At 74.8% G+C, this 14,237-nt stretch carries 11 protein-coding genes; 7 read left to right on the top strand and 4 right to left on the bottom strand.

What is annotated here, in order from left to right; genetic code table 11:
* Window positions 1–68: 68 nt before the first annotated feature.
* Complete coding sequence (locus ACFVFR_RS19450; protein WP_383703190.1) at window positions 69–1,697, bottom strand: amidohydrolase family protein; 1,629 nt, start codon at window positions 1,695–1,697, stop codon at window positions 69–71.
* Window positions 1,698–1,909: 212 nt separating this feature from the next.
* A complete protein-coding gene (locus tag ACFVFR_RS19455) occupies window positions 1,910–3,175 on the bottom strand; it encodes an amino acid deaminase (protein ID WP_383703383.1) in 1,266 nt (421 codons plus the stop codon).
* 592 nt (window positions 3,176–3,767) lie between these two features.
* On the opposite strand from ACFVFR_RS19455, the gene ACFVFR_RS19460 reads away from it, so the two are divergent.
* From ACFVFR_RS19460 to ACFVFR_RS19475, 4 genes are all read left to right on the top strand, one after another.
* A complete protein-coding gene (locus tag ACFVFR_RS19460; protein WP_383703193.1) occupies window positions 3,768–5,003 on the top strand; it encodes a sugar kinase in 1,236 nt (411 codons plus the stop codon).
* A complete protein-coding gene (locus tag ACFVFR_RS19465) occupies window positions 5,000–5,746 on the top strand; it encodes an IclR family transcriptional regulator (RefSeq protein ID WP_383703195.1) in 747 nt (248 codons plus the stop codon). Before ACFVFR_RS19460 ends, ACFVFR_RS19465 begins: the two co-directional genes overlap by 4 nt.
* 387 nt (window positions 5,747–6,133) lie before the next feature.
* Entirely contained in the window at window positions 6,134–6,547 is a 414-nt protein-coding gene (locus ACFVFR_RS19470) for a RidA family protein (protein WP_383703198.1), read from the top strand.
* Between the two features lie 700 nt (window positions 6,548–7,247).
* The gene (locus tag ACFVFR_RS19475) at window positions 7,248–8,789 is read left to right on the top strand and encodes a GntP family permease (protein ID WP_383703201.1); all 1,542 of its coding nucleotides are present in this window, start codon (window positions 7,248–7,250) and stop codon (window positions 8,787–8,789) included.
* A gap of 78 nt (window positions 8,790–8,867) precedes the next feature.
* On the opposite strand, the gene ACFVFR_RS19480 is transcribed toward ACFVFR_RS19475, so the two are convergent.
* Window positions 8,868–9,281, bottom strand: coding sequence for a VOC family protein (locus tag ACFVFR_RS19480; RefSeq protein ID WP_383703204.1), 414 nt, complete (start codon window positions 9,279–9,281; stop codon window positions 8,868–8,870).
* A gap of 196 nt (window positions 9,282–9,477) precedes the next feature.
* Here ACFVFR_RS19480 and ACFVFR_RS19485 point away from each other — a divergent pair, with 196 nt between their 5' ends.
* Window positions 9,478–10,443: a helix-turn-helix transcriptional regulator gene (locus tag ACFVFR_RS19485; RefSeq protein WP_383703207.1), complete on the top strand. Its 966-nt coding sequence runs from the start codon at window positions 9,478–9,480 to the stop codon at window positions 10,441–10,443.
* A 444-nt stretch (window positions 10,444–10,887) separates the two neighbouring features.
* Here ACFVFR_RS19485 and ACFVFR_RS19490 read toward each other — a convergent pair whose 3' ends face one another.
* On the bottom strand, window positions 10,888–12,234 hold the full coding sequence (locus ACFVFR_RS19490) for a M14 family metallopeptidase (RefSeq protein ID WP_383703210.1): 1,347 nt from the start codon (window positions 12,232–12,234) through the stop codon (window positions 10,888–10,890).
* Window positions 12,235–12,500: 266 nt separating this feature from the next.
* Between ACFVFR_RS19490 and ACFVFR_RS19495 the strand changes: the two genes are divergently transcribed.
* Complete coding sequence (locus ACFVFR_RS19495; protein ID WP_383703213.1) at window positions 12,501–13,451, top strand: serine protease; 951 nt, start codon at window positions 12,501–12,503, stop codon at window positions 13,449–13,451.
* Between the two features lie 286 nt (window positions 13,452–13,737).
* Window positions 13,738–14,181, top strand: a complete 444-nt coding sequence (locus ACFVFR_RS19500; protein WP_383703216.1) for an NUDIX domain-containing protein — start codon at window positions 13,738–13,740, stop codon at window positions 14,179–14,181.
* Window positions 14,182–14,237 lie beyond the last annotated feature (56 nt).

Genomic DNA, 14,237 nt, shown 5'->3' on the forward strand with positions numbered 1-14,237 from the left:
CATTTCGGGACCCGCTCGGTGTTTCTCACCACGTTCGGGCGGGGGAGCGGGCGCGTGGTGGGGCCCCGTCAGGTGGTGGGGGTGCGCCGCACGGAGCGGCCCGCGAGGACGTCGGTCCGGCGGCCGTCTTGGATGACGAAGCGGCCATCGATCAACACATGCGGAATGCCGGTCGGAAGGGTGCGCGGGGCTTCGAATGTCGAACCGGCGGCGACCGTGTCCGGATCGAAGAGCACCAGGTCGGCGCGGTATCCGGGCTGGACCAGGCCCCGGTCGGGGAGCCTGAGACGGGCCGCGGGGCGCGAGGTGAGATGCGCCACGCACTCCTCCAACGGGAGCACGCCGAGCTCGCGCGCGTACCGCCCCAGGTAGTGCGGGAAGGTGCCGTACGCCCGGGGGTGGGGCTTGTCGCCCTGGAGGATGCCGTCGCTGCCGCCGGTGTGGACGGGGTGGCGCATGATCGTCCGGACGTTCTCCTCGTGGCCGACGTGCTGGAGGATCGTGGTGCCCAGCCCGTCCTCCAGCAGCAGCCGGCGGGCCGTGGTGAACGGCTCCTCGCCGCGCTCGGCGGCGCTGTCCGCGACGGTCTTTCCGACGTAGGGGGCCAGCTCCGGACGGGTGACGCCGGAGATCTCGATGGTGCGCCAGTCCATGGGCACACCGTGACAGCCGTCGGCGCCCTCGACCTCCATCACGTGCCGGATGCGCGCGGTGACCTCCGCGTCGCGCAGCCGCTCCAGGGTCGCGGCGGGCCCGCCCTCGCTGGCCCAGCTCGGCAACATCGCGACCAGCGTGGTGGCGCCGGGGGTGTAGGGATAGGTGTCCAGGCTGATGTCGGCGCCGTCGGACAGGGCCCGGTCGAGCAGGGCCAGCAGCTCGGGTGCGCGGCCCTCGTTGACGCCGAAGTTCATGGTGGCGTGCGCCAGGTGCAGGGCGCAGCCCGCCTCCCGGGTGAGGGTGACCATCTCCGCGTACGCCTGGAGCGCGCCCGCCCCGTAGGAGCGGTGGTGCGGGCAGTAGTAGCCCCCGTACGCGGCGACCACCCGGCACAGCTCGGTCAGCTCGGCGTCGGAGGCGTACATGCCCGGCGTGTAGGTGAGCCCGGAGGACATTCCCACGGCGCCCTCGGCCAGGCCGGTGGCGACCAGTTCGCGCATCCGGGTCTGTTCGGCGGCGCTGGCCGGCCGGTCGTCCCAGCCGACGGCGAGCATCCGCACGGTGCCCTGCGGGATGAGGTAGGCCGCGTTGACCGCGATGCCCTGCCCGTCGAAGCCGCTGTCCAGCCGGTCCAGGTACTCGCCGACGGTCCGCCAGGTGAAGTCGACGTCGTCGGTGCCGGGCCCGCCGCCGTTCCAGCCGGCGATCTGGGCGCGCACCTGGGCCAGGGTGGCCTCGTCCACCGGCGCGTACGACAGGCCGTCCTGCCCGAGGACCTCCAGGGTCACCCCCTGCGCGGTCTTGGCCTCGTGCGCGGGGTCGCGCAGCAGGGCCAGGTCGCTGTGGGCGTGCATGTCGATGAAGCCCGGGGACAGGGCCAGGCCGTGCGCGTCCAGGGTGGCGCGCGCGCTGGGGCGCGGCCCGCCGTCGCTGGCGCGGTGGATCGCGGCGACGCGCCCCGCGTCGAGGGCGACGTCCGCCCGGTAGGAGGCACCCCCGGTGCCGTCGATGACGCGGACGTCGCGGATGACCAGGTCCATGGGGGCTCCTCGCGGGCGGGGTGGGGTGGTGGTGGGTGGGGGATCGGGGCGGTCCGCGCGCGGGGTCGGCGCGGTGGGCGGTGGGTGACGGCCACCCGGTAGGTGCGGGCGGCCGGGCCACGGGGGTTGCTGGTCGCGACGCGCGGGGGCTGCTGGTGGCGGGCCACGGGGGCGCTGGTGGCGGGCCCGGTGGGGCGGGCCCGCGAGCGGGCCTAGAAGAAGGTGCGGACCAGGTCGCTGACCGTGCCGTCGGCCTCGACCAGCGGGATGAGCTGCCACTTGTCGAAGGAGGTGCAGGGGTGGGACAGGCCGAGACCCACCCAGTCGCCCACCTCCAGGCGGGTGCCCGGCTCGGTGCGTAGCCAGCCGTGCTGGTCGGACAGGCCGGTCAGGGTGACCCCGTCGGCCGGTCGCAGCTCGCCGCTCTCCCCGTCGCGCACCACCTGCGGCACCGGCAGGTGCAGGTCGTAGGCGGCGTCGCGCTTGCCCGCGTTCAGGAACGCCTGCTCGGCGTTGGGCCGCGAGATCACCTGGGCCCACAGCCGGAACGCGGAGTGCAGCGCGCCTTCTTCCGGGACCCGGTTGAAGGGGGTCAGTTCGCGGTAGTGGCCGTCGTCGTGCGAGACGTACGCCCCCGAGCGCAGCAGCTTGAGCACCGGGCCCGACAGCGGCGGCACCTCGGCGAAGACCTCGGCCACCGCGTCGAACCACGCGCTGCCGCCCGCGCTGACCACGATCTCCGCCGGGTCGGCCCCGAAACGCCCGGCCCGGTCGAACTCGGCCAGCAGCGCGACCAGTTGACGCAGCCAGGCGCGTACGGACGCGTCGTCCGCCTGGGGCACCTCGCCCTCGTAGCCGGCGACGCCGACCAGGCGCAGGGTGCCCACCTCGGCGACCGCGTCCGCGATCAGCTCGCATTCGGCGGCGCTGCGCGCGCCGGTGCGCGCCCCCGGGCCGGCGCCCAGTTCCACCACCACGTCGACGGGACGGGCGGCGCCGGCCGCGCGCAGCGCCTGGTCCATCAGGCGCACGCCGCGCACCGAGTCCACGTAGCAGATGAGGCGGAAGTCCGGGTCGGCGGTGAGCTCGCCGGCCAGCCAGCGCAGCGAGGCCGCGTCCACGACCTCGTTGGCCAGGAAGATCCGCTGGATGCCGAAGGCGCGGTAGACGCGGACGTGTGAGGGGAGGGCGGCGGTGATGCCCCAGGCGCCGTGGGCCAGTTGCCGCTCGAAGAGCTGGGGCGCCATCGACGTCTTGCCGTGCGGCGCGAAGGCGAGCTGGTGGCGGTCGGCGTAGGTCTCCATGAGCGCGAGGTTGTGCGCGAGGGAGTCGGCCGACAGGGCGAGGACGGGGGTGGTGAAGCCGCCGGTGAACAGCGACCTGCGCTCGGCGGCGAGGTCGCCCACGGTGGTGCCGTCGGCGTCCGGCGGCAGCCCCTTGAACCGGTGGTCCACCCGCTCGCCGGCCAGCGGCGCCACCGCCTCGCGCACCCGCCGCAGCCGGCCGGCCGCGGCGTCGGCGGCGGGCGAGGTGGGCGCGGGGTGGCCGTACGCGGCGCCCTCGGTGCCCCCGTCCGTGGGCGGGGTGGCGCCGGCGTGCGCGGTCGGGGCGGCGTTGTCGGGTGTGGCGTGGCGCGCGCCCTCGGCGGCGGCCGCCGGCCGCTGGTGCGGTGCCGGGCGCGCGGCTTCGGGGTGCGTCCCGGCGTCGGGGCGCGTCGTCGGTACGGTCCGTGGGTCCGCACCCCTGGTGTTCTCGGTGGCCATGGAGCCCCCCAAAGATCTTGTTGCATATACTGCAACATCCATTGCGTATATCGCTTACTGCTGTCTAACATCCCGGCAAGCACCGGGTCAACGGTGCGAACCGTCCGCCGAAACCCGGGACGGCCCCCCGCCGGTCCCGACCCCGGCGCGCGGGGCGCGAACCGGGTCCCGGCGGGCGTGCGGGGCTCCGTGCGGGGCCGGTCGCGAGACGACCGGCCGCGACCTGGGCGCCCCGCCCGCCCGGGCCCCGGCCCCGGGCGGACCCGCAGAGCCGGTAGAAGACCGCGTGACAGGAGCGAGAGCGATCGTGACCGCAGCCCCGAGCAGCCCGGACGTCGATGTCGTGTGCCTCGGCGAGTCCATGGTCACCTTCGTTCCCCGCCGGCCGGGCCGACTCGCCGACGTCCCCACCTTCGACCGGGGGATCGGTGGCGCCGAGTCCAACGTCGCCTGCTCGCTGGCCCGCGCGGGCCACCCCGCGCGCTGGGTGAGCCGGGTCGGCGCGGACGGCTTCGGCGACCACCTGGTCGCGGCCATCGCGGCGACCGGCGTGGACACCTCGGCGGTCCAGTACGACGCGCTCCGGCCCACCGGCATCTACTTCCGCACGGCGGGGGAGCGCGCGGTAGCCGCCGCCGCGCCCGCCGGCGGCTCCGAGGTCGTCTACTACCGCGCGGGCTCGGCCGCCGCCGCGATGGCGCCCGGCGCCTTCGACCGGGCGACGCTGTGGAGCGGGCGGGTGCTGCACCTGTCGGGCATCACCGCCGCGCTCTCCGCCGACTGCCTGGCCCTGATGCGCGAGCTCACCGCGCCGGCCGCCGGCCGCCCGCTGCTCTCCTTCGACGTCAACTACCGCGTCGGCCTCTGGCGGGCCCGCGCCGGCGCCGACCAGGTGGGCCCCGAGGTGCTCGCCGACCTCGCGCGCGGCTGTGACCTGGTCTTCGTCGGCGAGGACGAGGCGGAGGCGGCCTGGGGCCTCGGCGGTCCCACCGCCATCCGGGCCGCGCTGCCCGAGCCCGCCGTCCTCGTGGTCAAGCACGGCGCGGACGGCGTCACGGTCTTCGCCCGCGAGGGCGACACACCCGCGCCCGCCACGACGCCCGCCCCGAGGTCCGACCCGGACGCGATGGGTGAGGCGCTCGCGGCGGGCGGGCCCGACCCGGCCGGTGGAGCCGGGGCCGCGCCCGCGCCGGGTGCCCGGGGGCTCGCGGGGGACACCGTGACGTACGCGCCCGCGCTGCGCGTGGACGTGGTGGCGCCCGTCGGCGCCGGTGACGCCTTCGCCGCCGGCTTCCTCTCGGCGACCCTGCGCGGCCTGCCGGTCTTCGCCCGCGTGCGACACGGCCACCTGATGGCCGCCGCCGCCCTCACCGTCCCCGGCGACCTCGGCAGCCCGCCGAGCCGGGCCCGGGCGGACCGGCTGGCCGCGCTCGACGCGGACGCCTGGGGCGCGTTGCGCCTGTCCGCCGGCTGGGCGGGGGACACCACCGGCCCGGAGGTACCTACCGTAGGGGGAACCAACGCGGAGGTACCCAACCGATGAGTCAGACCGTCGACCGTGCGCTGAGCATCCTGCCGTTGCTCGCGGAGGGCCCGGCCAACCTGGAGCAGGTCGCGGGCCGGCTCGGCGTCCACAAGTCCACCGCCCTGCGACTGCTGCGCACGCTGCACGAACACGGCATGGTCTACCGCCAGCAGGACCAGCGCTACCGGCTCGGGGCGCGGCTGTTCGCGCTCGCGCAGGAGGCCGTCGAGAACCTGGACGTGCGCGAGATCGCCCACCGCCACCTGGTCTCACTCAACGAGAAGTGCGGACACACCGTGCACCTGGCGGTGTACGAGGAGAACGAGGTGCTCTACATCGACAAGGTGGAGAGCCGCTACCCGGTACGGATGTACTCGCGGATCGGCAAACCGGTGGCGATCACCGTGGCCGCCGTGGCCAAGCTGCTCCTGGCCGACCTGCCCGAGCCCGAGCGGCGGGTCATCGCCGAACGGCTGGACTACCCGCTCTACACCTCCCGTTCGACCCCCGGCCCGGCCGCCTTCCTGGCCGAACTGGCCAAGGTGCGCGAGCAGGGCTGGGCCAGTGACCTGGGCGGCCACGAGGAGTCCATCAACTGTGTGGGCGCGCCGATCCGGGGCGCCGACGGGCGGGTGGTCGCCGCGTGCTCGGTCTCGGCGCCCAACGTCGTGGTCACCGCCGAGGAGTTGCTGACCCTGCTCCCGCTGGTGCGCACCACCGCCGACGCCATCACCCGCGAGTACTCCGGACGCCACCAGTGAACGCCCCCCGCCGCACACCGCCGACGCCTCGCGCGCACACCGGGCCGAGCCGGCCGGGAGCGCACGCCGGGCCGGCCGACCCGCGCCCGTGCGCGAGGACGTCCGACGGGCGCCCGGACGCGACACCACGCGCCCCGAGTCCGTACGCCAACGCCTTACCGCGTCCCAGACCCTGACCTACCGGCACCACCCGAACCACCGGAATCCATCCGGCGCCACCCGGCGACGCGACCGCACCACCCAGCGTCGCCCGGGGCGTCGGCCGGCGCGCCAGCGCCACCAGGCACCACCCGCACCACCGACCAGACCCGCAGGGCGGACCGCCGGACGGGCCCGGCCCGTCGGCCGCCCGCCCGTGCGCAAGCCCGGAAGCAGAGGAACCCTCACATGAGCGACAAGCTCCAGAAGACGGCCATCACCCCCGCCACCCACACCGCGCCGCCGGCCAAGTTCTCGCACGGCGTGCGCAAGGGCAACATCCTCCAGGTCGCGGGCCAGGTCGGCTTCCTGCCCGCCGTCCCCGGGCAGGCCCCGACGCCGGCCGGGCCGACGCTGCGCGAGCAGACCCTCCAGACGCTGGCCAACGTCAAGGCCATCCTGGAGGAGGGCGGCGCGCGCTGGGAGGACGTGCTGATGCTGCGCGTCTACCTCACCGACGTGGACCAGTTCGCCGAGATGAACGAGATCTACAACGAGTACTTCGCGGACCTCACGGAGGCCCCGGCCGCCCGCACGACGGTCTACGTCGGCCTGCCGGCCGGGCTGCTCATCGAGATCGACGCGCTCGCCGTACTGGGCTGATCCCGGCGCTGCGGGCCCTCCGGCACCACCCCCGCCGCAGGGCCCGCCGCCCCGGCCCGCCCCACCACCACCCGGGGCGGGGCCGCCCACGGCCACCCCGGGCCCCGCGCCCGTACGCGACCGCCCACTCGCCCCGGGCGTGCGCGCCCACCAGGCTCCGCCGCCACCGCCCGACCGGCCCCGGCACCCGGAGCGCACGCGGGCGGCGAGGCACCACCACCGCCGCGCCCCACCCCGCACCCCAGCCGCACCCCACGCGCCACCGGACGACGCGCGCGGGCGCGGCGCAGCCGCACAACTCCCCTGTGGGGCAAGGGACTTCGCCCCGTACGGGACCACCTACCCGGACGGCCCGCCCAGCCGCGAGCCCCCGCGTACGCCGCGCCTGGCGGGTCCGCCGCGTACCCGTAGGCACCCCCGCCCCGCGCCGGTGAGCGCGGCACCCGGCGGCGTCCGACCGGCGGCTCCGCGTCCGCCGTCGAGCGCCCGCGCGGCGCGCCCCGGCGCCCTCCGTACCGCACCGCCACCCGCGCGTCGCCGCTCCGGCCGCCGCGCACCACCTCACCGCTCCACCCCACGGCACGTGATGCCCCACACCTCGCGTTCCCCGTCCCCCGTCCCACCGTTCCCGGCACGTGCCGCGCAGCCGCCGTGCCGTGGTCCGCCCTACCCACCGACCCCTGGAAACAACGGAGTTCCCATGTTGCTCGCAGCGGCCCCCGCGGCCGAGACGCCACCGCACACCGGTGGCCTCCTGCTGCTCATCGACGGCACCGCCGGCCTGCTGACCGTCGCCGCCCTGGGCATCGCCCTCCTGCTCTTCCTGATCATCAAGGTGCGGTTGCAGCCGTTCGTGGCGCTGCTCGCGGTCTCCATCGCGGTGGGCCTGGCCGCCGGCCTCTCGGTCACCGAACTCTTCGGCACCGTGCAGAAGTCCGACGCCGTCTCGCTCATCGAGTCCGGCATGGGCGGCATCCTCGGCCACATCGCCATCATCATCGGGCTGGGCACCATGCTCGGCGCGATCCTGGAGGTCTCCGGCGGCGCCGAGGCCCTCAGCACGCGGCTGCTCACCCTCTTCGGCGAGCGCCGGGCCCCGCTGGCGATGGGCCTGACCGGCCTGATCTTCGGCATCCCGGTCTTCTTCGACGTCGGCATCTTCGTGCTCGCGCCGATCGTCTACGCCGCCGCCAAGCGCAGCGGCAAGTCCATCCTGCTGTACTGCATGCCGCTGCTGGCCGGCCTGTCCATGACGCACGCGTTCCTGCCGCCGCACCCGGGACCGGTGGCCGCGGCCGGGCTGCTCGACGTCGACCTGGGCTGGGTCATCCTGATGGGCGTGGTCTGCGGGATACCCGCGGTGCTCGCCGCCTGGGCGTACGCCGCGTGGATCGGACACCGCGTCTTCGTCCCCGTCCCGCAGGACATGGTCGAGGCCGCCGAGGAGGCCCGGGCCGCCGTCGAGGCCGAGCGGCGTGTCAGCGGCGGCACGGCCGGCAAGGGCGGGGCGGCCAAGGGCGCCGGCGGCGCCGACGGCCAGGGCGGCGCGGAGGGTTCGGGCGCCGCCGAGGCACCCGTCTCGGTCGGTACGGTGCTCGCCATCATCGGCACCCCGCTGCTGCTCATCCTGTGCGCGACGTTCTCCTCCATCGCCTTCGACCCCAGCACGGGCCGCTCGGTCGTGGAGTTCTTCGGCCACCCCTTCGTGGCGCTGACCATCGCGCTGCTGCTGGCCTACTACGTGCTGGGGCTGCGGCGCGGCTGGTCGCGCAAGTCGCTGGAGACCGTCTCGACCGCCTCGCTCAAGCCGGTCGGCAACATCCTGCTGGTGGTCGGCGCGGGCGGCGTGTTCGGTGCCGTGCTCAAGGGCAGCGGCGTCGCCCAGGCGCTGGCCGACGCCTTCGACAGCGCCGGCCTGCCGGTCATCGTGCTGGCCTGGCTGATCTCGGTGGTGCTGCGGGTCGCGCAGGGCTCGGCGACGGTGGCCATCGTCACCACCGCCGGCATCGTCTCGCCCCTGCTGGCCGACGGCGACTACTCGCAGGCCCACCTCGCCCTGGTGATCATGGCGATCTCGGCGGGCTCCATCTTCGCCTCGCACGTCAACGACGGCGGGTTCTGGATGGTGGCCAAGTACTTCGGCATCTCCGAGCGCGACACCCTCAAGTCCTGGACGGTCCTGGAGACGGTCCTCTCGGTGGTCGGCTTCGTGATGGCGGCCCTGCTCAGCCTGGTGATCTAGCCCGGCGCCCCGGCGGGGGCGGGCGCGTACCCCGTGGGCCGGTGGCCCCGGCCCCGCGCCCGCCCCCGAGGCGTGCGCTCACCCTCCCACGACGTCCAGCACCCAGGTCACGCCGAACCGGTCCCGCAGCATGCCGTACGCCGTGGCCCACGGCGCCGGCTCCAGCGGGCGCAGCACGCTCGCGCCGGCCGCCAACCGCTGCCACCGGTCGCCGACCTCCGCCACGTCGGCACCGCGCACCGAGACGAGAAAGGAGTTCTCGCCCCGCTCCCAGGGCAGGTGCGAGGGCACGTCGTAGGCCATGACGTGGAAACCGTCGTCGGTGACGACCTCGCCCCACATCAGCCAGTCGGCCTCGGCCGCCCCCGAGGCGGCGCCGGCGTCCGCGTACGTGACGGCGGTGGTGTGCCCGCCGAAGACGGACCGGTAGAAGTCGAGCGCCCGGCGGGCGTCGCCACGGAAGGTGAGATGGGCGGTGGTCGTGAGGGTCACGGTCGGCTCCCTGCCGTCGGTTCCTGGTCGAGCGCCGGGCCCGCCCCGTGGGCGCCGGCCGGCGCACGGGGACGCGGTACGTCGCGTCGGTCGGCGGGCGCGGTGGCCGGGTGGGGCCGCCGCGTCCCGGGCTCGGGGACGACCGTTCCAGGGGTGGCGGACAGGGTGTGTCCGCCACCACCGGCAGGATGGGGACGTGCCGAAGACCTCCGCGCGCCTGCTGGCGCTCCTGTCCCTGCTCCAGGCCCGCCGCGACTGGCCGGGCGCGGAACTGGCCGAGCGGCTCGCGGTCAGCACGCGCACCGTGCGCCGCGACGTGGACCGGCTGCGCGAACTCGGCTACCCGGTCGCGGCGACGCTGGGCCCCGACGGCGGCTACCGGCTCGACGCCGGATCGCGACTGCCCCCGCTCCTCTTCGACGACGACCAGGCCGTCGCGCTCGCCGTGGCCCTGCGGGCCGCCACCGGGCCCGGCGTCGGCGAGGCCGCCGCGCGCGCCCTGCACACGGTGCGCCAGCTCATGCCCGCGCGGCTGCGCCACCGCGTCGACACCCTGCGGGTCACCCCGGCCGGCCCGAGGCCCCCTCAGCACGGGCCGGTGGACGCCCGCGTGCTCGCGACCCTGGGCGAGGCCGTCCGTGCCCGCGAGGAGCTGCGCTTCGACTACGCCCCGCCGCCGGGTGGCGGCACCGACCCCGCGCGGCGGCGGGCGCAGCCCCACCACCTGGTCACCTGGGGCGGGCGCTGGTACCTGTTGGCCTGGGACCTGGACCGTGCCGACTGGCGTACGTTCCGCGTGGACCGCCTCATCCCGCGTGTGCCCACCGGTCCCCGGTTCACCCCGCGCGAGCTGCCCGGGGGAGACGTGGCCGGGTTCGTCGCGGGGCGCTTCCGGGGCGCGGCCGGTGGGTCCGACTGGCCCTGTCGCGGTGAGGTGCTGCTCGACCTGCCCGCCGCCGACGTCGCCCCGTACGCGGTCGACGCCCTGGTGGCGGAGGAGGGCCCGGGCCGCTGTCGCCTCGTCCTCGGCTCCTGGTCCTGGACCGCCCTGGCCTGCGCGGTCGGCCAGTTCGACGCGGATGTCGAGGTCGTCGGCCCGCCCGAACTCCGGGCCGCCTTCGCGCGGCTGGCCCACCGCTGGGCGCGGGCCGCCGCCCCCTGACCCGCCCGGTGACGGGCCCGCCCCGCGCCGTCGCCCCGGTCCAACGCACCGGCCCCGGCGCTCGACGCGAAGCCGAACACCGGGGCCAGGAACCCGCGTTGCGCCAGCCAGCCAGCCGCGTGGGTCGGGTGAGTCGGGCCGGATGGGCGAGGCGGGCTGTCGGTCGGGGTGGGGGCCGGCCGGGTGCGCGGGGTCGCGCTGTGGGTGTACGGGGTCGTGCTGTGGGCGTACGGGCGGTCGAGGCGCCGCCGCGACCCGACCGCCCGGGGCCGACCCGGGGGGCCGGCGGCCGGTGGCGGTCGCCGGATGGGGCGGCCACCCACCCGGCGGCCGCCACCCGGGGTCTCGCCCGGGCGCACGGACGCCCGACGTCGTACGGAGCCCGCCGGCGACACCCCTCGTACGGGGCGTGCCGGCGCCCCGGTCACGGCCGGGCGCGGTGCGTCAGCTCGTGGCGCAGTACTGCTGCTCCTTGCCGATGGAGCGGTACATGCAGTCGGAGTTCTCCAGCAGGATCAGCACGGCCTCGCGGTTGCGGCTGGTCTCGCGCTCGATGACCTCGTCGGGCGGGTAGAAGCCGCCGCCACCGCCACCGGGGCCCGGGTACATCTCGAAGGTGTAGCTGAAGATCTTCTGGTTGCCCCACAGCCAGTCACCGATCGACCCGTCGGTGACGTACAGGTCGCTGGACTGCTCGGGCGTGTACCCGTTGGTGCCGGCCATCTTGCGGCCGATCGTGGCGAACGCGTCCCGGTCGTCCTGGGTCAGGCCGGCCGCGGTGTCCGCGGTGGTGTAGCCGTAGGGCCACAGGATGAGCTGGCTGTAGGTGTGGAAGTCGATGTTCGACTTGATCTGCTGCTTGCCGCCGACGACCCGGCTGCGGACGAAGTCGGCGACGACCTTGACCTCGGGGCCGGACTCGGCGCGCGGGCCACGGTAGGTGTCGGAGGTCGGGCTGCCGGAGGAGCCGCCACAGCAGCCCCACTTGAAGTTCCAGTTGCGGTTCAGGTCGGTGCCCGTGGCGCCGGCGCCCGGCTGCCGGTTCTTGCGCCAGCTGCGGTACGAGCCGGTGGCGATGTCGTACTCGCCGCCGTCCGGGTTGACGTCCGGCACGATCCAGATCTCGCGGCTGTCGATGAGCTTCTTGAGCCGCGCGTCGCTGGCGTACTTGTCGCCGAACTCGCGCAGCAGGTACAGCGCCATCTCCACGGTCAGGTGCTCGCGCGCGTGCTGGTGCGCGGTGAACAGCACCTCCGGCTCGTCCTCGTCGGTGCCGACGTTGTCGCTGATCTTGATCGCGACGATGTCCCGGCCCTCGTAGGACTTGCCGATGACGCGCTTGCTCATGATGTTCGCGTTCTTGGCGACCCGGTCGTTGATCTCGGCCGTGGCCTCGGCGTAGTTGTGGTAGCGCGAGTCGGCCGGTGGGAAGTCGCGCGGGGTGGCCTCCCGGTCGCCGGTGCGCGCGGGCGGCCCGGCCAGCGCCGTGACCTCGTACCCGAGCGCGCGGACCCGCCGCAGTTCGGCCGGGGTCGCGGTGATGGTCACCGCGTCCTCGCGGACCGCGTCGATGGCGGCCCCGGTGGCGGCGATCTCCGAGCGCTGGGCCACGGTCTTCGGGCCGCTGACGTCGTACTGTCGGGCGGTGTCGGCGGACTCGGCGGTGGTGGGGGTGGCGTCGCGGGCGCCGGAGCCCGTGTCGTCGGCGTTGGCCGCCAACGGCGCGGACAGGGCGAGGGTGAGCAGGGCGGCGATGACGGTGGTCCGCCTGCCCCTGGTTCGAAGTCGCATGCGATCTCCTGGTGGGGGTGAGTCCAGTAGGTGCGACGTGCGAAGGCCGTGCCTCCGGGGGTTCGGGTGGGCACGGGGCCCGCCGCGGCGTACGGCGCGGGTGCCGGGGACAGTCTTGGGTTCTGGCATGCCCGGGTCAACATGTGGAGCTGGTGTGAACCCGCCATTTTTTGGGGTTTCCGATTCCTTGATTGCCCAGAGGGGTTGATGCGCTCAGAATGCGCATGACAAATCCGCTGCACATCCGGAGGGAAGGACTCCCCCACGTGAACCGAACCGTCATAGGCGCGCTCTCGGCCCTCGCTCTGAGCGGCTCGCTGGTCACCGGCCTCGCCGCCACCTCCGCCGCCGCCCACGACACGGGCGCGGCCGACGCCGACAGAACCACCGCCGGCGTGACGTCGCCGAAGGTCAAGGCCGTGACGTACGAGGGCACGGTGGCGCTCAGCAACTGCTCGGGCTCGATCGTGAAGTTGCCCAGCTCCACCGACCAGGACCCGGCCCTGGTGCTGACCAACGGCCACTGCCTGGAAGGCGGCATGCCGGGCGCGGGACAGGTGTTCGTGGACCAGCCCTCCAGCCGGAGCTTCACCCTGCTGAACGCGAGCGCGGGCACGGCGGGAACGGTGCGGGCCACCAAGCTCGCCTACGGCACGATGACCGACACGGACGCGGCGCTGTACCAGGTCAACGCCACCTACGCGCAGATCAAGCAGCGCTACAACGTCAACGCGCTGGCCCTGTCCGCCGAGCGGCCCACCAGCGGCTCCAGCATCAAGGTCGTCTCCGGCTACTGGAAGCGCACCTACACCTGCAACGTGAACGGCTTCGTGCCGCAGCTCAAGGAGGGGAGCTGGACCTGGAAGGACTCGGTCCGCTACACCTCGCCGTGCAACGTCATCGGCGGTACGTCCGGCTCGCCGGTCATCGACGCCACCAGCGGCAAGGTCGTGGCCGTCAACAACACCATCAACGAGTCCGGCCAGCGCTGCACGATGAACAACCCGTGCGAGGTGGACGAGAACGGCCAGGTCACCGTCCGCCGTGGCATCGGCTACGCGCAGCAGACCTACCAGATCACCCGCTGCGTCGGGGCCGGCAACAAGGTCGACCTGAACCTCCCCGGCTGCACCCTCCCCAAGCCCCGCGCGGCCCACGCGGGCGCCACGGACCGGCTGGCCACCACCACCGCGCCGGGACCGCTCGCCACCCGGTGACGACGGGCTCAGCCCCCTCGCGTCAGCGCGTCCGCCCACCACGGCCCAACGCGCCGCCCCGCACCACCTCCGCCCCGACACGCCCCCCGCCCCCCGTACGCCCCCGAATCCGGGTCGTGCGGGGGGCGTTGTGGGGGCGCGGCACGGCCACGGCGCCAGCGTGCGGCGGGGTGGCGGAGCGACAGCTGGCCGCCCGGCCTGGCAGGCTGAGACGAGCCAGGGGCCGTGTGACGGCGTGCTAGCGTCCCGGCGCTGACGACCCGCTGCGATATGCGAAGGCACCGCGATGGCCTACACGCCCCCCACCTGGCCCGTCTCTGTCAAGGGCGTCACGCTCGACGGACGGGGCAGGGTCCTGCTGCTCAGGAACGACCGCGCGGAATGGGAACTGCCCGGCGGCCGACTGGAGCCTGACGACCCCACGCCCGAGGCCACGGTCGCCCGGGAGATCAGCGAGGAGGCGGGATGGAGTGTGCGGGTCGGCCCGCTGCTGGACGTATGGATCTACCAGCCGCTTCCCACGACCCTGCCGGAGCGCCGCGTCGTCATCGTGACCTACGGCTGCGACGTCCTGACGCCTGACACCGAGCCCGTCCTGAGCCACGAACACCAGGAGGTCGGCCTGTTCACGGCCGACGAGGTGCCCGAGCTGACGATGCCCGACGGTTACAAGCGTTCCATCGCCGCCTGGTACCGGCGTGCCGGGAAGCGGTCGGGCCCGGCGAGCTGACCTCTCGCACCTCGCCGCCCTGCCCCCGGGTGAGACCAGGGGGCCGCGCGGCCGGG

This window comes from Streptomyces sp. NPDC057702, assembly GCF_042799315.1.
In the GTDB taxonomy this organism is placed as follows: Bacteria; Actinomycetota; Actinomycetes; order Streptomycetales; family Streptomycetaceae; genus Streptomyces.

What these genes read in the sequence shown, in the direction of transcription:
- ACFVFR_RS19465 (WP_383703195.1), top strand. Translation starts at nt 5,000, where the DNA reads ATGAGTCAGACCGTCGACCGTGCGCTGAGCATCCTGCCGTTGCTCGCG.
- ACFVFR_RS19470 (WP_383703198.1), top strand. Translation starts at nt 6,134, where the DNA reads ATGAGCGACAAGCTCCAGAAGACGGCCATCACCCCCGCCACCCACACC.
- ACFVFR_RS19450 (WP_383703190.1), bottom strand. Translation starts at nt 1,697, where the DNA reads ATGGACCTGGTCATCCGCGACGTCCGCGTCATCGACGGCACCGGGGGT.
- ACFVFR_RS19500 (WP_383703216.1), top strand. Translation starts at nt 13,738, where the DNA reads ATGGCCTACACGCCCCCCACCTGGCCCGTCTCTGTCAAGGGCGTCACG.
- ACFVFR_RS19490 (WP_383703210.1), bottom strand. Translation starts at nt 12,234, where the DNA reads ATGCGACTTCGAACCAGGGGCAGGCGGACCACCGTCATCGCCGCCCTG.
- ACFVFR_RS19475 (WP_383703201.1), top strand. Translation starts at nt 7,248, where the DNA reads ATGTTGCTCGCAGCGGCCCCCGCGGCCGAGACGCCACCGCACACCGGT.